We start from the raw sequence: 23,822 nt of genomic DNA, 5'->3' as shown, positions 1-23,822 counted from the left end.
CCCTGGGCGCCGGAGTCCAGTCCAGCACCCTGCTCGCCCTGTCCGCCGAGGGCATCCTCCCCAAGGTCGATTACGCGATCTTCGCCGACACCGGATGGGAGCCCCGCACGGTGTACGCGCACCTCGACCGTCTGGAACGCGAGATCGCCGCCCCGGCCGGCATCCCCGTCCTGCGCGTGTCCACCGGCAACATCCGCGACGACGCCCTCGACCCGGATCACCGGTTCGCCTCCATGCCGCTCTACATCCTCAACCAGGACGGCAAGGCCGGGATGACCCGCCGGCAGTGCACAGGCGAGTACAAGATAAAACCGATAAAGCGACAAGTCCGTGAACTCCTCGGCTTCCCGTACCCGGCCCGGATCCCGCGGGAGGTGTTCGTCGAGCAGTGGGTCGGCATCTCCACCGACGAGTTCCACCGCGCCAAGGACGCGGACGTGAAATACATGCGCAACCGGCACCCGCTCATCGACATGGGCTGGTCGCGCGCCGACTGCGTCCGCTACCTGTCATCCCTGGGCCTCGCCGACACGCCCAAGAGCAGCTGCTTGGGGTGCCCGTTCCACGGCAACGCGCAGTGGCGCCAGATCCGCGACACCTCCCCCGAGGAATGGGCGGACGTCGTCGCCTTCGATGCCGCCATCCGCCAGGGCAACGCGCGTGCCAACGCCAGCGGCAACCGCCTGCTCGGCCAAGCCTTCCTGCACCGCTCCCGCGTGCCCCTGTCCGAGGCTCCCATCGATCACGTCACCGCGGCCGAGTGGGCCGCTCTGCAGCAAGAACTGGGCAGCGACGAGGACGCTACCGAGCTGGAGGACGGGGTCACCGACGGATGCTCGCCCTGGGCCTGCCGGGGCGACGCCGACGCCCCCTCCCGCGACGACTTCGGGCTGGCCACGTGATCGTGCTCGACCTGTTCGCCGGGCCCGGCGGCTGGAGCCACGCCCTGAGCGTCCTCGGCGTACGCGACATCGGGCTCGAATGGGACGAGTGGGCGTGCAAGACCCGTGCAGCAGCCGGACAGTTGACCATCCGCACCGACGTAGCGATGTACCCGGTATGGCCCTTCCTCGGCAAGACGACCGGGCTGATCGCCAGCCCGCCCTGCCAGGCGTGGTCGATGGCCGGCAAACGCCTCGGACTGCTCGACCAGCCCCTGGTGCACCAGGCCGTCGCCGACCTCGCCGCCGGCCGCGACACCCGCGGGAAGCTCCTGGCCGCCTGCCAGGACGAGCGATCCCTGCTGGCCGCCGAACCCATGCGCTACCTCCACGCCCTCAACCAGCACGGCCAGCCCGAAATGGGTCGCGATGGAGGAGGTCCCCGACGTCCTGCCGCTGTGGCGCCAGTACGCAGCGATCCTGCGCAGCTGGGGCTTCTCGGTCTGGACCGGCATCCTCAACGCCGCCGACTACGGGGTACCGCAGACCAGAAGGCGGGCGATCCTGCTCGCCTCACGCACCCGCACCGCCGAGCCGCCACCGCCCACCCACGCCAAGGCCGCCGAGCCGGAGTCGCTGTTCGGGCCGGGCCGGCAGAAGTGGGTGTCGATGGCCGAAGCCCTGGGCTGGGGCGCCACCGACCGCCCCGTGCCGACCGTGTGCGCCGGCGGCGGGCCAGGAGGCGGTCCCGAACCGTTCCCGTCCGGATCACGCAAGACCCTCAGCGACGCACGCGACCGCGGAACCTGGACGCCCCAGAACCCCGTGGTCCTGCAAGCCCGCCGCGAAGGAGCGGGATGGACTGCGCGCCATGGGGCCCGGGAAGACCGGCCGGCCGATGCGTCCGCACCCACATTCACGGGTGAGGCGCACCGGTGGTCGTGGTCGTTGCGCAGCAACAATCAGTCCAACGCGACCGTCCGCTCCGTCGAGGAACCGGCTGGCACGCTGTTCTTCGGCCATCGTGCGAACGAATGCGTCTGGGTTGCCGAACTCGCGCCCAGCCGCACGGACGAGGAGCGTCCGGTGCCGGCGTCCATCCGGATCACCGCCCAGGAGGCCGGGCTCCTGCAGACCTTCCCCGCCGACTACCGCTGGGCCGGGAACAAGGGGCAGCAGTTCTCCCAAATCGGCAATGCCGTGCCGCCCCGCCTCGCCGCCCACCTGCTGGCCCCGCACCTGGGCAAGACCCTCGGCCCCGACGACTTCACCCTGGCCGCCTGATGCCACAGCCCGCCGACCCGCACGAGGACCACCTGGACGACCTGCCGCCGGCCCGACCGGTGCACTACGCCGAGCAGGCCCTGCTCGGCGCACTCCTCCTCGACCCGCACCGGCTCACCGAGATCGGCGACCTGGACGCGGACCAGTTCTCCAACCACGCGCACGGCGCCCTCTTCCGGGCCATGCGCACCGCGCCCCTGCCCGATCCGGAGGCCCACCACTCCGACCCCGCCTGGCTGAACACCGTGCTCGACGCAGCGCGCCCCGACGCCCCCGGGCTGGCCGCCTCCTACCTCCACTCCCTCATCCAGGTCTGCCCCTGGCCCAAGCACGCGCCGACGTACGCGCGCATGATCCGGGCCGATCACGCCCGGCGCACGCTGCTCCTGCACGCCGAACGCCTCACCCAGACCGCCATTGACACCACGCTGCCCCACCCGGCCGTCACCACCTTGGCCCAGGTCGACGCGCTCGGACAGTTCCTGGACACGCTTACCGGACAGTTCGCCCCGCACCCCGCCTCCCTGCCGCGTACTCCCGCCCCGCTCACCCCGGCGTGGCCCAGCAATGAGGAGGCCCTCGACGAGGAACGGCTCCTCCTCGCCACGGCCACCGCACACCCGGCCGAGGTGAAGGACATGCGCTGGCTGCAGCCCGACGACTTCGCACTGCCCTGCACGCCACGGTGTGGCAATGCCTGGCCACCCTGGTGCACAACGGGGAGCCCGTGGATCCGCTCACCGTGCTCTGGGAAGCCCAGCACCGCGGACTCCTCGCCAACGGCCTCGACCCCCGCGACCTCATCGCCCTGGTCTCCACCCCCGCAGGCTCTCCCGAGCACTGGGGGGAGCGCGTGCTGCAACGCGCCCTGCTGGGCCGCGCATTCGACGTCGGCAACCGCATCACCGCCTACGCCCAGGACCCGGCCAACACGCCGTACCAACTGGTCACCGGCAGCCGCCGCGCCCTGGCCGACCTCCAGGCCCTACGAACCCGATGGCAGCGCAGCACCACCCCCACACCTCCCGCACCACGCACACCGCGCAGTCCGGCCGCCGCACGGGCAGGCCCGCCACCGCGAGCCATCGCCCCCGGCGCACGCGCACTGCACTGACCCCACCCGCTCCGGCCTGCCCTCTCGCCGGCCGGAGCCGTGAATTGAGAACACCTTGCCGCACCCCCAACAAGACCTGCACGTATCCCTCGACCTGCTCCACGGCCGCCCCAGCGCCGTCACGGCCACCCTGACCGGCACCCCCACACACACCGTGCGAGCCCTGCTCGCCCTGCACGGCTTCGAGCCCCTCGACGCCACGACGCTGGTCATGGCCCGCATCGACCGCGAGGAGGCGCACTACGCCGACCAGGCCGCACGCGCCCTGCGCGACCAAGGCGTCACGGTGGACATCACACCGCTGCTGCAAGAAGAGATCGACACCGAATGGACCTGGGCCAACTACCCCATGCCCTGGTGCTCGCGCGAGGAGATCCGCGAAGTCTCCAACGACGCCCAGCAGTTCTACGACGACATACGCTCCGGCCGCCTGATCATCCACGCGCACGCCCACGACGGCTGGACCATCGTCGCCGTCGGCACCTACCGCAACGGCCCGAGCATCCACCTCCACGGCGAGAACCACCTGCGCGTGGAAGCCGGCCAGTACAACAACCCCACAACGGCCATCGCCGAGTTCGAACGCCTCTACGGCGACGCCGTTCGCCCCGGCCCCGCCCCAGCCACAGACACCGAACGCGAGGCCGAGCAAGCACGCACCCCGTCGTCTCCCGGGCCCGAGGCCGGCGCCGAGCCGCCCACGAACACGGCCGACTCCGCCGAGACCGACGCGGACCGGGCTGACGACCACGAGACGCTCCTGAACGACTTCCTCGAAGCACACGGAACCTGGGAAAAGTGGCGCACCTGGTCCGACGACACCACACACGCCGTCCACGAATCCCTCGTCCTGCGCGCCGAGTTCGTCCACGAAGCCGAACCCGCCGATATCCAGTGGAAGATCGCAGCGTACGAGAGCCCGGTAGGGGAACGCCTGTGGCACGCCACCGCGACCACCACGGTCCCCGTGGAGATCATGCGGGCACTCCTGGACAGCCTCGCCTCCGCGGACGCGGCGAACATCGCGGCGGGCAGCCAGGTTTCAGAATCCGTCATCGGCGAGGCTACCCGCCCGCTGGCCGACGCCGGCTGGGAACACGCCATCGACGGCCGCTCGATCCGCTGGCAGGCGCCGGAGGAGCACGCCGTCGGCGTCAATTTCGACGCCTTCGCAGCCCACTCCCCTCACAGTGGCCAGCCCGCCTGGACGTTCTGGGGCGACGGCGACGCCAGCACTCCGCGGTGGGCGCTTCGTTTCTCGCCACACGCTGCAGCCCTCGTGCTGCAGGACGTGGCCTTCGAGGTGGCCCACGGCCTCACGCAGAAGCCCGTCGAGGCACGGCGCCAGGGGCTCAACACGCTGAGCCGTACCGACACCCACCCACAGCCCGTCCCACGCGCCGCCTCAACGAGGTCACGGTGACGCTCCACGAAGCCGAGGGCAACGGCCACTGGGGCGTGTGCTCTGGTCAGGCCGCTTGGTCGATGCCGTTGACTGACCGGCCCTTCTCCTCAACGGCGCTCAGTTCCCACCGCGCGCGGACTACACGGTAGATCTCCCAGAGCGTCCGCCTCGCGAGTCGAGTGCGGCCACCCACTAGTTTCAAGAGCTGTTCCAGGACAGGGATCGCTCGCTGAAGCCGCGCGAGCGGGTCATCCCGTGAATCCTCGTGGCAGAGGCACAGAAGGCCGCAACTAAGCGGTGGCGATGAACCAGCTGTAAAGGCGGGCTGCTCCGTTGCAGGGATTCACACGTTCAATCGCCCATCGGAATCGAAGCACTTCTGTTGGCGTTCTCACGGAGAGCACTCTCGAACTCGTCGTCGAGCATCCGCTCCACGTCCGCCATACGCGCGAGCACGCGGGAGTCTTCGGCGATATGACTGGGCAGTGACGTCCGACTTGTCACCTGAGCCACCAGAACTTGCTCCACCGTCAGCCCTTTGGCATCCCGAAGGTCCGCAGCGTCGATATAAGCGTCTGTTAGATCTGCGTGTCGCAGCTGGGCACTAAGGAAGTTCGTCCTATACAGAGTGGCTCCCGTGAGGTTCGCGCCTTCCAAGTCGGCGCCCTGCAGGTACGCCCGGGTCATCATGGCTCGGCTGAGGTCGGCGCCTTTGAACCGAACGCCGCACAGGTCTCGACGGAAGAGAGAGACACCGGCAAGGAGCAGACCGCTTAGATCGAGACTTCCGCCAGCATGAACATGATCAGCACCTTCTGGCCACTCCCAGATGTCGTCGTCGGGGTGGTCGTAGGTTCGCGGACCAACGAGTGTCCCCAATGCCATCTGCACGTCAGCTTCGATACTTTGCCGTGCGGACATAGCCGGGGCTCCGTTGAACCCAACTCCATTGCGTGCTGCGCGACGCGCAGCGGCGATGCGCTCTGAGCGAGGCACAGGGGTCGATGGGGCGATCCCTAGCGCCGCCCTCTCCCGCACGAAGGCTTTCAGTACCTGCCGCGCATGTCCCATCTGTCCAGGCGCATCCTGGACAATCTGCTCTAGCGCCAGGAGCCCCCCGATTCGTACGTATTTCTCTGTCGAACCGAGGCGCTCGAGTGCTTTGGTGAAGCGTTCCGTGACCTGGCCTCGTCTGCTGAGGCGGTAGTTGAACGCGGTAAACAGCAGGGCGATACCTGCACCGAAGAGGGCGAACAGCTGAACGACCGAGGTTCGAAAGCCAGTTACCAGAGCCGCCGAGCCGTTGCGTAGTTCCGCGTCGCTGAGATACTCGCCATCTGCCCACCAGGGCCCGCGCCATACAAGCAGCACCGCACCGACGGCGGCTGTCGCTATTGCAACGCCGCCCAGAATCACAAGTCCCCGTTGTCTGCGCACGCTTCATCTCACCGCACGAGTCCGTTCAGGGACAACCTTGCACAGTCCGCGGCCCCACATCCTCCTTGCGCCGCGCCCCGCGATCCAGGTCCTGCGGCACCGTTTCCATGCCGTCCCTGGCCGTACCCGTTCGTCAGCCACGTGCGCCTGAGGTGACGGCGGCCCTGGCTGAGCAGCGCTCAATATAGCGGCGGATCCCCGGTTACCGAAACCGGGGATCCGCCGAATACTTGTAGCTCCACCGCCGCTTCCTGACCGCCCGTCGAAAGGCAGCACTGCGACGATCCATGACGTCACCGCCACACGAGACGCAATGCCCGTTCTTGCTCCGTCACGCCGCGGCGTAACTCAGCCGGAACAGGTCCTGGGCACGCTCCAGGTCCCGCTCGGTGCGCAGCTGAACCTCCAGGTCTCCCGTGCCATGGTGACCGAGGCCGCTCACGTCCCGGGTAAAGCCCGGCACCAGGCCCACCGCCGTCGGATCCGCCTTCAAGTAGACCAGCACCTTGGTCTGCTGGGGCGGGATGAGGCAGGCGAAGTTCCGCAGCCGCTGATAGGCGCGGTACTGCTTACGCTGCACCCGAGTGACGCCGTCACCCAGGCCGACGAGGACCTCGTCGACCGCCGAAGCCAGCTCAGCCATCGCACCGCCCTGCTGCCGAACCGGCGACGCCCCGGGCGCGCTGCGGCGTACCCGTTTGGCCTGGGCCGAGTGGCCAGTAACCGAGGCTACGGTCTCAAGACCGATGTGGTCGCTGCCGAAGTACCGGTAGCGGACCAGGTCGATCGAGCGCCGGTGCTCACGCACGGCGTGCGCGTCGTAGCGGGTGAAGTCGCCGGCCACGCAGATCAGCCGCGGTGCGCTCCACAGGATCTGGGACGCGGCCGTCACCCCGAGCCGGTCGCGGACCAGACTCCGGAAGGCGTCCTTGTGGCTCATCAGCCAGGCCATGTAGAAGAGGCCCTGGTTGATGACCCCGGCGTCCGTGCCCCGCTTGTACTCCACGATCACGGGCGCCCCGTTCTCGTCCAGCCCGAGCGAGTCGATGCGCCCCCTGTCGACGCAGTCGACCACGTACTCGCTCGCGAGGAACCTGACGCCCAGCATCTTCTCCATGTGCGCCTCGACCAGATCCTGCACATCCGCCTCGACCGCAGCAAGACGCGGCGTGACCTCAGTCACGCCGCTATTCGTCGTGTCCATACGAAACAGCTTCAAGCCCCACCCCCGTCATCACGTTGGAAATCAACAACGTCGGGCGGGTGCGGATTTGTTTCCGCAACGGCGGTTGAGCCTGTGAAGGACTTGTGGCGGACGGTCAAGCGGCGCGCTAGTTGACCGCAGTGAGCGGACACGCCCCCTCCCCTCCAGTGGGCACCGCAGGGCATCCAGCACAGCGAGAAGGACTCAACCCCGAAAAATCGGACCCCATTTGACCTGCACGCTTTCCAGGTCGCCGAAGTGGCACAAAAAGACGGGCTAGATATAGAGGCGGAATTCGACCACGTCACCACATCAGCTAGCCGGCGGCGGCTAAGCGCGCCACGGCCCCCAGGGTCGGCACGCGGCGCCGACCGCGCCGCCCAGGCACAGCAAGACCGATCGTCCAGCAATTACCTGACGCACCGTCATAAGCATCGACACTTACCTGATACACCGTCAGAACGTGCGTCAAACGTGCGTCACGTGCGTCAAATATGCGTCAAGATATCGCCCGTAACGCACACAACGCACATAATGCACAGTCACTAAAACAGCAGGTCAGCGGCCTTTTTCGGCGGGCTCAAGGATCGCGACGCATTCCACATGATGGGTCATCGCGAAACACGTGGAACGAGAACATGTAAAAGAATGCCCAGGCCAGGAGTCCAGTTGGCGCAATTCGGGCAAACCGCCAATGTGCGCTACGGGCATTGTGTGCATTACGCGCGCTATCTTGACGCACGAGGCCGCGAGAAATGACGACAGCACTGCAGACCGGCCGACTCGGCGGCCCATGAGACGCCGAGTCATTCGGTGGAGGACCAGAAGCGGCATGGGGGCTATCGCCCTTCTGGAGATGCCGCGGCTGTGTCAGTCTCAAATTGGATGGGCCAGAGACGCCCCCAGATGGCACGTCACCAACCTCGGGCCTGCGCACGGACCCGCTCAGCGCGCTGCGACGTGCACAGCCAAGCGGACTGTTGCAGGGCCCCCTATCGGCTCATAGGCGGCTCTGGCCCGAACCCATTCATGTCCTCAATGGCGCCCGCGGGTTCCAAGAATGACAGCACCTCGTCGACCGGTCTGCGCCGAGTGCAACGCCCCCTGTCGAACACGACGGCCTTATCGGCCACCGCACGTACCGCGGATCCATCGTGGCTGATGATCAGCAGGGCTGTGGCTGCCGGGGCAAGCAGCTCCGGCAGAGCGTCGAGAACCCGATCGCGCGAAGCGGTGTCCAGTGCCGATGTCACCTCGTCGCACACCAGCAATGCCGGGTGTGCGGCCAGCGCCCGAACCAGGGCGCAACGCTGCAGTTGACCGCCGGACAATCGGTAGGGAGTCCGATTCAGCTGCTCGGCCTCGAGGCCGAGGGAGGCCGACATGTCGATCACCTCGGCCTGCGCCTGCTCGGATCTCAGGCCGCGCAAGAGGGTCGCGGTGGCCGCGAGTTGACTCAACAGCGGGCGGTGCCGCTCGAAGGAATCGGCACTGTTTTGGTGCACGTACTGGACGGTTCGCCGTTGCGCGGTCGTGCGGCGGTCGATCCGGGCGGGCAGCGGTGCGCCGTCGATGCGGACCTCGCCCGAGGTCGGTGTGGTCAGACCGGCAAGGACCCGGGCGAAGGTGGTCTTCCCGGATCCCGAGGGGCCGAGCAGGGCTGTGCTGCTGCCGGGCGGGAACGTCAGTGACACCGGGCCGGCAAGGAGTTCGGCGGATCGACGTCGCACAACGATGTCCTGGGCCGTGACGGTGCCGGATCGCGATGCGGCTGATACGTCCGGCGTCGGAGCCGCGCCGCACGCCGCGTTCGTACGGTGCTCTGCGACGAGCAGCTGCCGGGTGGCCGGGCGGCGTGCGAGGACGCGCGGCTCGGCCAGAGGTTTGCCGGTGCCGAGGATCTTCGTCGTGGGGCCTTCCTCCACCGCTCGTCCCTGCTCCAGCACGATGGCCCGGTCCGCTGTGCGGCGCACCAGAGGCAGATCGTGGCTGAGCAACAGCACGCCCATGCCAGTGTCGGCAAGGTTGCGGATGGTGCGCCCGATGGCCTGTGCGAGGGACGGGTCGAGGCCGCTGGTCGGTTCGTCGAGGACGAGGAGGCGTGCCCCGGTGACCAGGGCGGAGGCGAGCGCCAGTCGCTGCTGTTGGCCGCCCGAGAGCTGGTGGGGGAAGCGTCTGTGCACCTGGGCCCGGTCGAGGCCCGCCGCCGTCAGGGCCTGCGACGCGGCGGCCTTGCGTGCGGTATTCCGGGCGTGTCCGAGAGCGGCGAGTTCTTTCAGTACGCCCTCCACCCGGCGGACCGGGTCGAGTACCGATTCGGGATGCTGCGGCAAGTGGGCCACCTGTCCAGCGCGCGCCGTGCGGCGCGCCGCTGGGGTGAGGGGAAGGAGATCCGTGCCCTCCAGCAGGACGCGTCCGGACAGGCTCACGCCGGCGCGCGAGGCACCCAGAGCTGCGAGGCCCAGCGTGGTCTTGCCGCTTCCCGACGGTCCGACAACGGCGACCACGGTGCCCGCCGGAACCGTCAGGCCGACCTTGTCGAGGAGTGGGCGTGATGTGCCCTCCGCGTGCGCTGAGATCTCCGCCAGCTCCAACAGCGGTGCGGAAAACGGGCCGGTCACGTGTTGCTCCTCTGTCGGGCGAGGATGCGGTCGACGAGCAGGTTGCCGCCGACGCACAGGGAGGTCAGCAGCCCAGCAGGTACCAGGACGGCGGCGGGCTGGGTGAACAGGGTGTCGCTGTTCCGCTCGATGAGCACCGCCCAGTCCGGTGAGGACGCGGGCAGGCCCAGGCCGAGGAAGTTGGCGGATGCCAGCAGGTAGAGCACGGTGGAGAACCGGCCGGCGGCATCGGTGGCCAGGGGCGCCGCCACCTCTCGTGCCAAGTGCTGCAGATGAATGTAGGCCCAGCCGTGCCCCTGCATCCGTAGCGCCTCTACGACGGTCCGTGAGCCGGGGGCGAGCGCGGCGCCGCGTACCAGGCGTGCCACGGCGGGGACTTGGAGCACCCCGGCGACCGCCACGAGCCAGAACCAGTCGCGGTGACCGGTCGCCGCCAGTGTCATCAGCACCAGCAGTCCCGGGAAGGCGAGAAGGAGGTCCATGGTGCGCATGACCGTCTCGTCGAGGCCCCGGCTCGGGCCCGCGGCCAGCAGTCCCAGCGGGATGCCGAGCAGCGTTCCCACGGCGAGCGCGGCGAGTGCGCTGCCCACGACCGAGGCGCCGCCCTGCAGAACGAGGCAGAGCACGTCGCGGCCCAGGACATCCGTGCCCAGCGGATGCCCGGAGCCGGGCGGCCGGGACGGGAGGGCGCCGGGCAGGGGCGCGTCGTCTCCGGCCGCCAACGGCCCCAGCAGGGCAAGGAGCATGGGCACACCCAGCAGAGCCAGCGCTGTCCACGGGCGGCGGCGCCTCATTGTGGCCCCGCGGGATGTCGTGGTCGGGGGCAGCGTCACGCGGTCACCTCACGTCGGGGGGCGAGGCGATGGGCGACCAGGTCACCGATGAGGTTCACGAGGACGGCCGTTCCGGCGAACAGCAGGGCGTACGTCTGCACTTGGGGCAGGTCGCGGTTCTGGACCGCTTCGACGAAGCCGTCGCCCATGCCGCGGAACCCGAACACCGCCTCCACCAGCACGGCGCCGCCGAGCAGCCCCTCCACGCAGCGCGCGTACTGCTGCGCCGCGGGCCCCAGGGCGCCCGGCAGCACATGGCGCAGCACGACGGTACGCTCGCGCATCCCGAGCAGCCGCAGATGCTCGGCGACGGCGCCGTGCCGCTCGGAGGCCACTCCGGCGCGTATCTGCCGCGCCAGGTCGCACAGGTGGCGTGCCGTCAGTACGACGACGGGCAGCACAAGGACCGCGGGCTGCGCGAGCAGCGCGGCGCCGTCCATGCCGACGGCGGTCGCGGGCAGCAGTCCCGCGGCCAGCGAGACCGAGGCGACCAGCAGCAACCCGAGCACGAACTCCGGCACCGCGTGCAGGACGACCGCGGCCGTGTTCAGCGCGCGATCGAGGAGGCTGCCCTCGCTCAGCCCCGACACCGTGCCCACGACGGGTGCAAGGACGGTGACGAGCAGCAGCGCCGGAACGCCGAGCAGGAGCGTGACGCCGACGCGGCGGCCGATGTCGTCGCCGACGGGCAGCCCGGTCGTCAGGGAGTGCCCCAGGTCACCGGTGAACAGGTGGGCGATCCAGTGCCCGAAGCGGGTCCAGGCCGGCTCGTCCAGGCCCAACTGCGCGCGCAGCGCCTCGACCTGTTCGGGTGTGCCGAGTTCGCCGCGGAGCACGTCGGCCGTGTCGCCGGGCAGCAGCGAGCCGACGGCGAACACGGCGACCAGCACCACCAGGCACTGCAGCAGCGCCAGCAGGCACCGCCGCAGGACGTACGCCCGCACGTCAGCTGATACGGACCCGGTCGAAGCGGGCCCAGTCGTGCGAGTTCGGCGGCGCGGCGCGCAGGCCGCTGACCGACGACGCGATCGCGTCGTTCGCGTCGGAGAATGCCCAGACCAGGAGCCCGGACTCGGCGCGCGCGAGCCTCTGAGCCCGGGCGAGCAGGCCGAGCCGCTCCTCCTCGTCGCGGCTGGTGCGGGCGCGGTCGAGGAGGGCGTCGAACTTCTTCGAGGCGTACTGGGTCTGGTTGCGCGCGGCGCCGCCGCGGACCCGCTGCTGCAGGAAGTCGGATACCGGCAGGGTGGAGGTCGTGTTGAAGGCGGCGACGCCCTTGGTCTTGATCTCGCTGAAGTAGGTGCTGGAGGCGCGGGTGTTGGCGGTCAGCTTCAGTCCCGCCTCGCGCAGCTGCCGTGCCATGAGATCCGCCGCCGGTTCCCAGGCCGCGTCGACAGAACTGGTCTCCACGGTGATGTGCAGCCCCTCGGCGCCGGCCTCCTTCACCAGTCTGCGCGCCTCATCGACGTCCCGCTCGCGCGGTTTCAGGTCGTCGGGGTAGCCGCGCAGTCCCATCCCGAACAGGTCGTTGCCGACCTCGCCGTGTCCGGCGAGCGCGATCCTGACCAGCTCCTCGCGGTCGATGCCCAGCTGCACGGCGCGTATCAGCCGCGGATCGTCGAAGGGCTTGCGGCCGGTGCGCAGGAGCAGTTGCTGCGCGGTCGCCCGCTTGGCCGTCAGCAGGCGTATCTTGCTGCTCTTCTTCAGCCGTTCCACGGAGGCACCGGCCATGTCGGCGCCGTAGTGCACCTGCCCGGACAGCAGCGCGTTGAGCCGCGCCGATTCCTCGTTGGCGGGGACGATCTCCAGTTCGGCGATGTGCGGGGCGCCGTCCCAGTGGTCCGCCCAGCGCCGGTAGCGGGCGGTGCCGCCGGGCGTAAAGGACAAATAGGTGAAGGGGCCGGATCCGACGGGCTTGCGGAAGTCCGTGGTGCCGTCCGGGATGATCTCCGTACCCGGTCCCGCGAAGACGGTGGGGAACTCGAAGTTCGGTGCCTTCAGGACGAGGACGACGGAGCGGTCGCCGTCGGACTTGCTGGCGGAGAAGTCGATCGCGGACAGCAGCACCTGCGACGGTGACCCGGTCTTGGGGTCGGCGGCGCGGCGGTAGCTGTAGAGGACGTCCTTGGCGGTGACCGGCTTGCCGTCGTGGAAGCGCGCGGCGCGCAGCCGTATGTGCCAGCGGGTGCCCGAGGGGTCGCTCTCCCAGGACTCGGCGAGCCGCTTGCGGACCGACATGTCGTCCGCGTATGTGCCGAGCGTGTCGTAGAGCGCCTTCGCCCGGGCCTGGTCGACGAAGTTCGGGGCGACGTGCGGGTCCAGGGTCTCCTGGGAGCCGCCGGAGGTGAACGCCGCGCGGAAACGGTCGCCGCCTCCCCCGTCCTTGGTGTCGCCGCCGCACCCGGTGAGCAGTCCGGTACCGGCGAGCGCCAGCGCGCCCGAGGCGGCCAGCACCCCGCGTCTGCCGGGCCCGGCCGTCCGGGACTGGGCATGCGTCGTCACATCGATCCTCTCCGGGGTGTCCTCGCCCCTGCTGCTGGACCGGCGACGGGTCAGTCTCCTGGCTCCCGGATCGTCGCTCGCCTCCGCCTTCCCGTCCGCGACAGCGGACAGTGGCGTGCGGGAGGTTCGCTTCCCGGTCACAGTGGCGGGACCGCGCCGGATTCACACCGGCTTCCTGATCCCCGTCGCCTCGTGTGCCCATTGTGACGCACGGGCGGTCGGCGCTCCGAGCCCGGTGCCCGCCTCCGCTCCCGGCCCCCTGTGATCAGCTGTGCGGACGGCGCACGCACGGAACGCCCCGGAAAGGAACGGCCACACCCATGACGACGACCAGCACCCCCGATCGGCAGCACTGGCAGCACTGGCAGAGCAGCTGGGACCGCCAGCAGGAGTGGTACATGCCGGACCGGGAGGAGCGCTTCCGGGTCATGATCGACACGGTCGAGGCGGTGGCGGGCCGGGGGCCGCGCGTCCTCGACCTGGCCTGCGGCACCGGCACCATCTCGGACCGGCTGCTGCGTCGACTTCCCGATGCCGAGGTCACCGCCGTGGACATCGATCCGCTGCTGCTGACCATCGCGCGCGGCCACTTCGCCGAGGACGGCCGCGTCACCTTCGTGGACGCGGATCTGACCGACCCCGCCTGGACCGGGCGACTCCCGCACCCGTCCTACGACGCCGTGGTGACGGCCACCGCCCTGCACTGGCTGGACACCGAGCCACTCACCCGCTTGTACGGCGATCTGGCCCAAGTACTGTGCGAGGGAGGCGTGTTCCTCAACGCCGACCACATGAAGGACGAGTCGGCGCCCCGCATCAACGCCGCTCTGGCCGCCCTGCACTCGGAGCGCCGGCACGACGCGCGCGAGCGGGGCGCCGTCGACTGGGCCGACTGGTGGCGCGAGGTGGCCCTCGACCCGCTGCTGTCCCGGGCGGCGGAAGAGCGCTTCGCGTTGCTGGGCGACCCGCGCCGGCCCAAGGCCCCCGGCGAGCGCCGGGACCGCCCGACCGCCACCCGCTGGCACATCGACACGCTCCTTGCCCAGGGGTTCGGCGAGGCGCGGCAGGTGTGGTGCTCCGCGAGCGACGCGCTGGTGGCCGCGCTGCGCTGAGCCGGTCCGGCCGCCTCGTCACGGGTGCGGGCCCTGCTGTTCGCCGGGTGCCACCGGGTAGGGCACGAAGGTGCTGGCGTTCTGGTCGATGTGCAGCGGCCGGCCGAGCGGCGGCGCGGCGCGCTGCGGGCACTGGAGGCGTTCGCAGACGCCGCAGCCCATGCCGATCGGGGTCGCGGCGGCGCTGCGGCCGAGGTCGAGGCCGTCGGAGTAGACGAGCCGGTGGGCGTGGCGCAGCTCGCAGCCGAGGCCGATCGTGAAGGTCTTCCCCGGTTCGCCCCAGCCGCCGCGGTGCCGGGTGACGGCGCGCGCGGTCCACAAGTACCGCTGCCCGTCGGGCATTTCGGCGAGCTGGACATGGATGCGGCCGGGCACGGCGAACGCCTCGTAGACGTTCCACAGCGGGCAGGTGCCTCCCGCACGCGAGAAGTGGAAGCCGGTGGCCGACTGCCGCTTGGACACATTGCCCGCGCGGTCGACGCGGACGAACGAGAACGGCACGCCGCGCAGCCGAGGCCGCTGCAGGGTGCTCAGGCGGTGGCAGACGGTCTCGTAGCCGAGGCCGTAGTGGTCGGTGAGCCGTTCGATGTCGTAGCGCACCGCTTCGGCGGTCGCGTGGAAGTCGCGGTACGGGAGGATCAGCGCGGCGGCGAAGTAGTTGGCGATGCCGATCCGGGCCAGGGAGTGGGACGGTGAGCCGGGGGCGAAGTCCTGCGCGGCCAGGCGGTCCAGCTCGTCGCCGTTTTCCAGGAGCGCGAGCTGGGTGGCCATGCGGAAGGCGCGCTGGCCGGGGCGAAGGCGCGTCGACAGGTGCAGGGTGCGTGTCGCGGTGTCGTAGTGGTGCAGGCGGTCGCCGGACGCCGTGCTGAGGTGCACTCCGTGCCGCTCGGCCAGGCGGGCCGTCAGCGCGCGCAGCACCTCTCCGGGGCGGATGCCGATGGCTGCGGCGAGTTCCTCCGCCGCGACGTCGATCTCGTGCAAGTAGTTCTGGCGCCGGTAGAAGTAGTCGCGGATCTCCTCGTGCGGCGTGCGCGGCGCGTCGAGTCCGGCGCCGCGCTCGCCGCTCGACCCGACGAGTTCGGCGAGGCGCTGGTTGCGACGGCCGAGGTCCAGCAGGACCTGTGCGACGGCGGGCATCCGGGAGGCGAGCTCGCCGAGGTCCGTCGGGGAGACGCGCGCCCCGTCGATCTCGGCGGCCAGTGCCTCGCGCAGGTCGGCCACCAGGCGGCTGGTGTCCCGCTCGGAGAAGAAGCCAGGGTCGAGCCCGAACACCTCGGTCAGGCGCAGCAGCACCTGCACGGTGAGCGGGCGCGAGTCGTGTTCCATCTGGTTCAGGTAACTGGGCGAGATGCCGAGCGTGCGGGCCAGCTCGGCCTGGCTGATGCCGCGCTCCTCGCGCAGCCTGCGCAGCCTGGCACCCGCGTACGTCTTCCCCATGGATCCGCCTCTCCTTCCCCTCCGGAACGGCTCAGCGTACGCCGCCAAATGCCGCACTCGACCTTTGCAAAGTTGGCAATCGGGGCCCCGAAAGTTCGCAGAAGTTGGCACCGATCCACTCTTGTTGGCACTCAGTGCCAGTGCCAGAGTTTCAGTGCGGCCCACCGGATCCCGGCGGGTGCGGCTCGGAAACCCGGGGCACGATTCACGCCCTGACGTCGGAGATCCCGGCACTGAGCGCTTCCGCGTCGGCAGGACTGCTCAGCTTGACCCACAACGGGACGGGTGGGCCGCACACCAGCAGCAAGTCACACAGTGCCAGACATCAGGTCCCGCACTTCGCGTGCTGACCGAATTCGCAGACGAACGACCGAGGAGACGGTGACCTTCATGGCAACCGACACGTTGACGCAGGCAGCCGAGGAACTCGCCCGCCGCTGGGCCACCGACCCGCGGTGGAAGGGCATCGAGCGCACCTACAGCGCGGCGGACGTCCTCCGCCTCTCCGGCAGCGTCCGCGAGGAGCAGACCCTGGCCCGGCGCGGCGCCGAGCGGCTGTGGCGTCAGCTGCACGAGAACGACTACATCCACTCCCTCGGCGCGCTGACCGGCGGCCAGGCCGTGCAGCAGGTCAAGGCGGGACTCCAGGCGATCTACCTGTCGGGCTGGCAGGTCGCCGCGGACGCCAACCTCGCCGGGCACACCTACCCCGACCAGAGCCTTTACCCGGCCAACTCTGTTCCCCAGGTGGTGCGTCGGATCAACAACGCGCTGCTGCGCGCCGACCAGATCGCCACCAGCGAGGGCGACGACTCGATTGACTGGCTCGCGCCGATCGTGGCCGACGCGGAGGCCGGGTTCGGCGGTCCGCTCAACGCCTTCGAGCTGACGAAGGCGATGATCGCGGCGGGCGCGGCCGGCATCCACTACGAGGACCAGCTGGCCTCCGAGAAGAAGTGCGGCCACCTCGGCGGCAAGGTCCTCGTGCCGACCTCGCAGCACATCCGCACCCTCAATGCGGCCCGGCTGGCCGCCGACATCGCCGACGTGCCCACGCTGATCGTGGCCCGCACCGACGCGCTCGCCGCGAACCTGCTGACCAGCGACGTGGACGAGCGCGACGCCGAGTTCGTGACGGGCGAGCGCACCGCCGAGGGCTTTTACCGGGTGCGGAACGGGATGGCGCCCGTCATCGCGCGCGGCCTGGCCTACGCCCCGTACGCCGATCTGATCTGGGTCGAGACGGGTACGCCCGACCTGGCGCAGGCGCGCGAGTTCGCCGAGGCGATCCGCGCCGAGCACCCGGACCAGATGCTGGCCTACAACTGCTCGCCCTCCTTCAACTGGAAGGCCGCCCTGGACGACGACCAGATCGCCAAGTTCCAGCGGGAGTTGGGCGCGATGGGCTACCGCTTCCAGTTCATCACGCTGGCCGGCTTCCACTCGCTCAACCACGGCATGTTCGACCTGGCCCGCGGCTACGCCGAGCACGGCATGACCGCGTACGTCGACCTCCAGGAGCGGGAGTTCGCAGCGCAGCAGCACGGCTTCACCGCGGTCAAGCACCAGCGCGAGGTCGGCACCGGCTACTTCGACCTGGTCTCCACGGCCGTCAACCCGAACTCTTCCACCACCGCGCTGAGCGGCTCCACCGAAGAAGAGCAGTTCCACTAGAACCCGGAGAGCTGGGACCCGTTGAGCGGAGCCATCCTCCCCGTCTCACGCAGCAGCGGCAGCAGATGGTGTTCGACGGCGGGGGCGAGACGGAGTTCCGGCTCCCGCCCGTCGATCCACCGAAGCGAGGACAGTTCGGCCGCGGGCGCCGGATTCCCGGTCAGTGTGGTGGCGAAGACCGTCAGGTGCATCGGTACGCCCTCCAGAACCGCCTGCTCCTCCACCACCGTCAGTGGGTCGAGCCGCCCCGGCCCGACCCCCAGTTCCTCACGCAACTCCCGAACCAGCGTCTCCTCCGGCTCCTCGCCCGGCTCGGGCTTGCCGCCCGGGACGAAGTAGACGTCCGGCGCGGACTGCTTGCTGACGACGAGCAGCTTCCCGTTCTCGACGACAGCCGCCGCGACGGCCTTCATGACCGTGTGATCCATCCCCGCATTGTGCAGCCCACGCTCGGCCCCTCCACACCACTTCGCCTCCTCCCTCCCTCAGGAGATCCGATGTCACCGCAGCTCATCACCCAGTCCGTTCAGGTCCTCGCCGCTCCCGGTGACCGCCACGACGAGATCCTCACCCCCGCCGCGCTCGACTTCATCGGCACGCTCGCCCGCGCCTTCGCGTCGGACCGTGAGCGCCTGCTCAAGGAGCGCCGACGCCAAGCGATGCGGCTCGCGGAGGGCTACCCCCTCGACTTCTCGATGGTGACGCGACGGATACGCGAGGAGGCCGGCTGGCGGGTCGCGCCGCCGGCTCCCGGCCTCACCGACCGGCGTGTGGAGATCACGGGACCTCCCGAGCGGCGGAAGACGGTCAACGCGCTCAACTCCGGCGCGCAGGTGTGGCTGGCCGACTTCGAGGACGCGACCGCACCGACCTGGGACAACGTGATCGGCGGGCAGCTGAACCTGCTGGACGCGATCGAGCGGCGCATCGACTTCACGACCGATACGGGCAAGGAGTACCGCCTCGCCACCGACCGGCCGCTCGCCACCATCGTGGTCCGGCCGCGCGGCTGGCACCTCGACGAGGAGCACCTGGACGTCGACGGCTGCCCGGTGCCGGCCGCGCTCGTCGACTTCGGCCTGTACTTCTTCCACTGCGCTCAGCGGCAGATCGACGCGGGACACGGCCCGTACTTCTACCTGCCCAAGCTGGAGAACCGCGACGAGGCCCGGCTGTGGAACGACATCTTCGTCCTCGCCCAGGAACTGCTCTCCATCCCCCGCGGCACGATCCGCGCCACCGTCCTCATCGAGACGGTCACCGCGGCGTTCGAGATGGAGGAGATGCTGTACGAGCTGCGTGAGCACAGCGCCGGGCTGAACGCGGGACGCTGGGACTACCTCTTCAGCATCATCAAGACCTTCGGCCACCGCACGGACTTCCTGCTGCCGGACCGCGCCCGGGTCACCATGACCGCCCCGTTCATGCGGGCCTACACCGAACTCCTCGTCCGCACCTGCCACAAGCGCGGTGCGCACGCCATCGGCGGGATGGCCGCCCAGGTGCCCGGCAAGGATCCGGACGCGAACGCGGCCGCGCTGGCGAAGGTGCGCCTGGACAAGGAACGCGAGGCCGAGGACGGCTTCGACGGGTCGTGGGTGGCCCATCCCGCGCTCGTCCCGCTCTGCCGCGAGGTCTTCGACGGCGTCCTGGGCGACGCGCCCCACCAGCTGAGCCGCACCCGCGAGGACGTGGCGGTCACGCCCGCGCAGCTGCTCGGCGTGCGCAAGGTGAGCGGGGCCCCGACGACGGAGGGCGTGCGCACCAACATCTCCGTCGCGTTGCGGTACTTCGCCGCCTGGCTGCGCGGGCAGGGCGCGGTCGCCCTGGACGGCCTCATGGAGGACGCCGCCACCGCCGAGATCGCCCGGGTCCAGATCTGGCAGTGGCTGCGTCACCGCCATGTCGACCGGGACACCGTCCTCGCCCTCCTCGAACAGGAACTGACCGCGCTCGCGGCCGAGTTGCCCCAAGCACCCCTGGCGGAGATCCGGGACCTCTTCCAGCGCAACGCGCTCGGCACGCAGCTCCCGCTCTTCTTCACGCCTGACGCCTACACCCGCCACCTCGTGCGCACCAAGGAGTCGCGGTCATGACCATCGACGTACAGCGAGTGGGGGTCGTCGGGGGCGGCCAGATGGGAGCGGGCATCGCCGAGGTCTGCGCCCGCGCCGGCCTCGACACGATCGTCTGCGAGGCCGACGCCACGGCCGTCCGGCGCACCCGCGACCGCTTCACCGCCTCACTCGGCAAGGCGGTCGACCGCGGCAGGTGCACGCGGGAGGACGCCCGTCACGCGCTGGAGAAGACGACCTTCACCGGGGACCTCACCGACCTGGCCGACCGGCAGCTCGTCATCGAGGCGATCATCGAGAACACGGACGCCAAGACGGAGCTGTTCGCCGCCCTCGACAAGATCGTCGAGGATCCGGCCGCGGTGCTCGCCACCAACACCTCGTCGATCCCCGTGATGCGTCTCGGCATGGCGACCGGGCGCGCCGACCGCGTCGTCGGACTGCACTTCTTCAACCCGGTACCGGTCCTTCCGCTGGTCGAGGTCGTCACCTCCCTGCACACCTCGTCCGACACCGCCGCCCTGGTCGAACGGTTCGCGGCCACCACGCTCGGCAAGACCGTCGTGCGCTCCCGTGACCGCGCGGGGTTCGTCGTCAACGCGCTGCTCGTCCCCTACCTCCTGTCGGCGATCCGGATGACGGAGTCCGGCTTCGCGACTCCGGCCGATGTCGACCACGGCATGGAGCTGGGCTGTGCGCACCCGATGGGACCGCTGCGACTCGCCGACCTGATCGGCCTGGACACGGTCGCGGCGATCGCCGAGTCGCTGTACGAGGAGTTCAAAGAGCCGCTGTACGCACCACCGCCGTTGCTCCAACGCATGGTCGAGGCCGGCCTGTTGGGGCGCAAGACAGGGCGCGGCTTCCACGTCTACGAGCGGGGAGCCACCGAGAACCACCGGGGCTGAGGGGCCCGGGTGCCACCGCCGGAATGAGGGCCGACGGTGATCGAGCCTGTGGGGGTGTGCCGGCGAGGGACGCCGGCTCACCCCCACAGGCTTGTGGTCGTCACGCGACGTTGCCCCTGCCACTGTCCGAGTTCCGGACGCTCTGGTGATCCTCCAGCTGGAGCCCTTAGGGTGGGCACCGCAGCTGGTTCGCCCCGTCCGCCAGGCGGGAGCGTCGCAAGAGGGAACCCGGTGGGAATCCGGGACTGCCCCGCAGCGGTGAGTGGGAACGACCGCCGTCATACGCACTGGGCCCGACAGACAGGGTCTGGGAAGCGACGGTCAGTAGGTGTTCGTCCGGTCCGGACGAATGTGCCCGCGAGTCCGAAGACCTGCCACCTGCCCGTGCGCGTACGACGCGTGCGCGGACATCCCGGTGACCTCGAGGGCGGGTCGGCGTACATATCCGGTGGACGACCGCGCCTTTGCCGCGCGAGGTCGCACGGCCGGTTCTGTCGCTCCGTCACGCGTTCGAGTCTTCGGGATTTCAGGGATACGTCTCTCGAAGGAGAACTCCGTGACCACGAAGACCGCAGCCGCGGCAGCACGGGCCACCGTGTACGGCTACCCGCGTCAGGGCCAGAACCGGGAGCTCAAGAAGGCGATCGAGGGGTACTGGAAGGGCCGCGTCACCGCCGACGCCCTGCGTACCACCGCCGCCGAACTGCGCCGCTCGGGCCGTCAGGAACTGGTGGCGGCCGGCATCGACGAGGTTCCCACTGGGGACTTCTCGTTCTACGACCACGTGCTCGACACCACCGTCATGGTCGGCGCGATCCCCGAGCGCCACCGGGCCGCGGTGGCTGCCGACGCCCTGGACGGCTACTTCGCGATGGCCCGCGGCACCCAGGACGTGGCGCCGCTGGAGATGACCAAGTGGTTCGACACCAACTACCACTATCTGGTGCCGGAGTTGGGACCGGACACCGTGTTCACGGCCGACTCCACCAAGCAGGTCGCCGAACTGCGGGAGGCTCTCGCCGAGGGCCGTGCCGCCCGTCCGGTTCTGGTGGGCCCGGTCACCTATCTGCTGCTGTCGAAGCCCGCTCCGGGTGTCGCCGCCGACTTCGACCCGCTCACCCTCTTGGACCGGCTGCTGCCCGTGTACGCCGAGGTCCTCTCCGACCTGCGCGCGGCCGGTGCCGAGTGGGTGCAGCTCGACGAGCCCGCGCTCGTGCAGGACCGCACTCCGGCCGAACTGAACGCCGCCGAGCGCGCCTACCGCGATCTCGGCACCGCGACCGACCGGCCCAAGCTGCTCCTCGCCTCCTACTTCGACCAGCTCGGCGATGCACTCTCGATTCTGGCCAAGGCGCCCGTCGACGGTCTCGCCCTCGACTTCACCGGCGCGGCCGCCGCGAACCTGGACGTGCTCGCCGCCGTCGGCGGACTGCCCGGCAAGCGCCTGGTCGCCGGTGTCGTCAACGGCCGCAACATCTGGGTCAACGACCTGGAGAAGTCCCTCGCCACGCTCGGCACCCTGCTCGGCCTGGCCGGCCGCGTCGACGTCGCCGCCTCCTGCTCCCTGCTGCACGTACCGCTCGACGCCGCCCTGGAGAAGGATGTCGACCCGCAGATCCTGCGCTGGCTGGCCTTCGCCCGGCAGAAGACCGCCGAGATCGCCACGCTCGCCAAGGGCCTGACCCACGGTACGGACGCGATCACCGCGGAGCTTGCGGTGAACCGTGCGGCGCTGTCCTCGCGCACCACCTCGCCCATCACCCGCGACCCGGCCGTGCGGGCCCGCGCCGCCGCCGTCACCGAGGCGGACACCCACCGCGCCCAGCCCTACCCCGAGCGGGCCGCCGCACAGCGCGCCCACCTCGGCCTTCCGCTGCTGCCGACGACCACGATCGGCTCGTTCCCGCAGACCACCGAACTGCGCACGGCGCGCGCCGACTTGAGGTCCGGACGCATCGACACGGCCGGTTACGAGGAGCGGATCAAGAACGAGATCCGCGACGTCGTCTCCTTCCAGGAGAAGACCGGCATCGACGTCCTGGTGCACGGCGAGCCCGAGCGCAACGACATGGTGCAGTACTTCGCCGAACAGCTCGTCGGCTACCTCGCCACACAGCACGGCTGGGTGCAGTCCTACGGCACCCGCTACGTCCGCCCGCCGGTACTGGCCGGCGACATCTCCCGGCCCGAACCGATGACGGTGCGCTGGACGTCGTACGCCCAGTCCCTGTCCGACCGCCCGGTCAAGGGGATGCTGACCGGCCCGGTCACCATGCTCGCCTGGTCCTTCGTCCGCGACGACCAGCCGCTGGGCGATACCGCCCGCCAGGTCGCCCTCGCCCTGCGCGACGAGGTCAACGACCTTGAAGCGAACGGCACTTCGGTGATCCAGGTCGACGAGCCCGCACTGCGCGAGACTCTTCCGATGCGGGCCGCCGACCACGCCGCGTACCTGGCCTGGGCCACCGAGGCGTTCCGCGTCACGACCGCCGGGGTCCGCCCGGAGACCCAGATCCACACGCACATGTGCTACGCCGAGTTCGGCGACATCGTGCAGGCCATCGACGATCTCGACGCCGACGTCATCAGCCTGGAGGCGGCCCGCTCCCACATGCAGGTCGCTCACGAGCTGGCGGAGCACGGCTACCCGCGCGAGGCGGGCCCGGGCGTCTACGACATCCACTCCCCCCGCGTCCCGAGCACGGAGGAGGCATCCGCCTTGCTCCGTACCGGACTTGAGGCCATCCCCGCCGAACGGCTGTGGGTCAACCCGGACTGCGGCCTGAAGACCCGCGGATGGCCCGAGACCCGGGCATCGCTGGAGAACCTGGTCGCCGCGGCCAAGATCGTGCGATCCGAGCTCGGCTCGGCCTGATCCAGGGTGGTGAGTGAGGGTGCCGGGGCTCGCATCACGCTCCGGCACCCTCACCGCTGTGCCCGGGTGGGAGCGTCACAAGAACAGGGGGATGCGCCATGAAACAGGAGCCGCGGACCGTCGTCATCGACGGCAAGGAGATGGTTGCCCTGCCGGTGAAGCAGTACAAGTCGCTGCTCGCCCTGCGCAGGCAGCTGGGTGCACAGGGAACGCGCATGCAGTCGTTGCGGGGAGCCCTCAGCGACATGGCCGACTTCCTGGAGCGGCTCGACGCGGCACAGGAGCGGTCATCGGCCGACCCTCCGGCGTCCCACACCGACCCGGCCGAACCCGACGCCGACAGCTTCGCCGTGGAGCTGCGTCGGCACATCGGGCACGCTCGCGCACTCACCAGAGCCAAACCTGCGCGAGACGCTGGAACGCGCCGATGAAGACCATCCACTTAGGGTCACCTAGCTTTTGT

General features: G+C 69.9%; 16 protein-coding genes, 2 pseudogenes and 2 riboswitches. Of the genes and pseudogenes, 10 read left to right on the top strand and 8 right to left on the bottom strand.

Annotation, left to right across the window (positions count from 1 at the left end):
* The first annotated feature begins 29 nt into the window (after positions 1-29).
* The 4 genes and pseudogenes from N5I75_RS32845 (at position 30) to N5I75_RS32830 (ending at position 4,702) form a co-directional block, all read left to right on the top strand.
* On the top strand, positions 30-902 hold the full coding sequence (locus N5I75_RS32845; protein ID WP_476684854.1) for an adenine nucleotide alpha hydrolase family protein: 873 nt from the start codon (positions 30-32) through the stop codon (positions 900-902).
* Positions 899-2,165 (top strand): annotated as a pseudogene (locus tag N5I75_RS32840) (DNA cytosine methyltransferase). Before N5I75_RS32845 ends, N5I75_RS32840 begins: the two are co-directional and overlap by 4 nt.
* A pseudogene (locus tag N5I75_RS32835) lies at positions 2,165-3,279 on the top strand (DnaB-like helicase N-terminal domain-containing protein). The pseudogenes N5I75_RS32840 and N5I75_RS32835 overlap by 1 nt, the downstream one beginning before the upstream one ends.
* Positions 3,280-3,334: 55 nt before the next feature.
* A complete protein-coding gene (locus tag N5I75_RS32830) occupies positions 3,335-4,702 on the top strand; it encodes an SPDY domain-containing protein (RefSeq protein WP_476683646.1) in 1,368 nt (455 codons plus the stop codon).
* A gap of 333 nt (positions 4,703-5,035) precedes the next feature.
* Here the strand turns inward: N5I75_RS32830 and N5I75_RS32825 are convergent, their stop codons facing one another.
* From N5I75_RS32825 to N5I75_RS32800, 6 genes are all read right to left on the bottom strand, one after another.
* On the bottom strand, positions 5,036-6,121 hold the full coding sequence (locus tag N5I75_RS32825) for a pentapeptide repeat-containing protein (protein WP_476683644.1): 1,086 nt from the start codon (positions 6,119-6,121) through the stop codon (positions 5,036-5,038).
* A 331-nt stretch (positions 6,122-6,452) separates the two neighbouring features.
* Positions 6,453-7,325 carry a DUF5655 domain-containing protein gene (locus tag N5I75_RS32820; RefSeq protein WP_476683642.1) on the bottom strand — a complete coding sequence of 291 codons (873 nt, stop codon included), beginning with the start codon at positions 7,323-7,325 and terminating at the stop codon, positions 6,453-6,455.
* A 992-nt stretch (positions 7,326-8,317) separates the two neighbouring features.
* On the bottom strand, positions 8,318-9,946 hold the full coding sequence (locus N5I75_RS32815) for an ABC transporter ATP-binding protein (protein WP_476683640.1): 1,629 nt from the start codon (positions 9,944-9,946) through the stop codon (positions 8,318-8,320).
* On the bottom strand, positions 9,943-10,692 hold the full coding sequence (locus tag N5I75_RS32810) for an ABC transporter permease (RefSeq protein WP_476683638.1): 750 nt from the start codon (positions 10,690-10,692) through the stop codon (positions 9,943-9,945). The genes N5I75_RS32815 and N5I75_RS32810 overlap by 4 nt, the downstream gene beginning before the upstream one ends.
* Before the next feature lie 83 nt (positions 10,693-10,775).
* Entirely contained in the window at positions 10,776-11,723 is a 948-nt protein-coding gene (locus N5I75_RS32805; RefSeq protein ID WP_476683636.1) for an ABC transporter permease, read from the bottom strand.
* A gap of 1 nt (position 11,724) precedes the next feature.
* Positions 11,725-13,278, bottom strand: a complete 1,554-nt coding sequence (locus N5I75_RS32800) for an ABC transporter substrate-binding protein (protein WP_476683634.1) — start codon at positions 13,276-13,278, stop codon at positions 11,725-11,727.
* A gap of 51 nt (positions 13,279-13,329) precedes the next feature.
* Positions 13,330-13,456: riboswitch (cobalamin riboswitch) on the bottom strand.
* Positions 13,457-13,598: 142 nt separating this feature from the next.
* Here N5I75_RS32800 and N5I75_RS32795 point away from each other — a divergent pair.
* Positions 13,599-14,390 carry a class I SAM-dependent methyltransferase gene (locus N5I75_RS32795; protein ID WP_476683633.1) on the top strand — a complete coding sequence of 264 codons (792 nt, stop codon included), beginning with the start codon at positions 13,599-13,601 and terminating at the stop codon, positions 14,388-14,390.
* Positions 14,391-14,408: 18 nt separating this feature from the next.
* On the opposite strand, the gene N5I75_RS32790 is transcribed toward N5I75_RS32795, so the two are convergent.
* Positions 14,409-15,827: a short-chain fatty acyl-CoA regulator family protein gene (locus N5I75_RS32790; RefSeq protein ID WP_476683631.1), complete on the bottom strand. Its 1,419-nt coding sequence runs from the start codon at positions 15,825-15,827 to the stop codon at positions 14,409-14,411.
* Between the two features lie 390 nt (positions 15,828-16,217).
* Here N5I75_RS32790 and aceA point away from each other — a divergent pair, with 390 nt between their 5' ends.
* Positions 16,218-17,501 (top strand): isocitrate lyase, encoded by a 1,284-nt coding sequence (aceA, locus tag N5I75_RS32785; protein ID WP_476683629.1) that lies wholly within the window; start codon positions 16,218-16,220, stop codon positions 17,499-17,501.
* Here aceA and N5I75_RS32780 read toward each other — a convergent pair.
* The gene (locus tag N5I75_RS32780) at positions 17,498-17,929 is read right to left on the bottom strand and encodes an NUDIX domain-containing protein (protein ID WP_476683627.1); all 432 of its coding nucleotides are present in this window, start codon (positions 17,927-17,929) and stop codon (positions 17,498-17,500) included. The two genes, aceA and N5I75_RS32780, sit on opposite strands and share 4 nt — an antisense overlap.
* Positions 17,930-17,998: 69 nt before the next feature.
* On the opposite strand from N5I75_RS32780, the gene aceB reads away from it, so the two are divergent.
* From aceB to N5I75_RS32760, 4 genes are all read left to right on the top strand, one after another.
* On the top strand, positions 17,999-19,597 hold the full coding sequence (gene aceB / locus N5I75_RS32775) for a malate synthase A (protein WP_476683625.1): 1,599 nt from the start codon (positions 17,999-18,001) through the stop codon (positions 19,595-19,597).
* Positions 19,594-20,484: a 3-hydroxybutyryl-CoA dehydrogenase gene (locus N5I75_RS32770; RefSeq protein ID WP_476683623.1), complete on the top strand. Its 891-nt coding sequence runs from the start codon at positions 19,594-19,596 to the stop codon at positions 20,482-20,484. Before aceB ends, N5I75_RS32770 begins: the two co-directional genes overlap by 4 nt.
* Positions 20,485-20,665: 181 nt before the next feature.
* Positions 20,666-20,865: riboswitch (cobalamin riboswitch) on the top strand.
* Between the two features lie 175 nt (positions 20,866-21,040).
* Positions 21,041-23,359 carry a 5-methyltetrahydropteroyltriglutamate--homocysteine S-methyltransferase gene (gene metE / locus N5I75_RS32765; protein ID WP_476683621.1) on the top strand — a complete coding sequence of 773 codons (2,319 nt, stop codon included), beginning with the start codon at positions 21,041-21,043 and terminating at the stop codon, positions 23,357-23,359.
* Positions 23,360-23,457: 98 nt separating this feature from the next.
* On the top strand, positions 23,458-23,790 hold the full coding sequence (locus N5I75_RS32760) for a hypothetical protein (protein WP_476683618.1): 333 nt from the start codon (positions 23,458-23,460) through the stop codon (positions 23,788-23,790).
* Positions 23,791-23,822 lie beyond the last annotated feature (32 nt).

The sequence above is a fragment of the Streptomyces sp. R818 genome, assembly GCF_056172735.1.
This window is presented reverse-complemented; position numbering and strand designations above follow the sequence as displayed.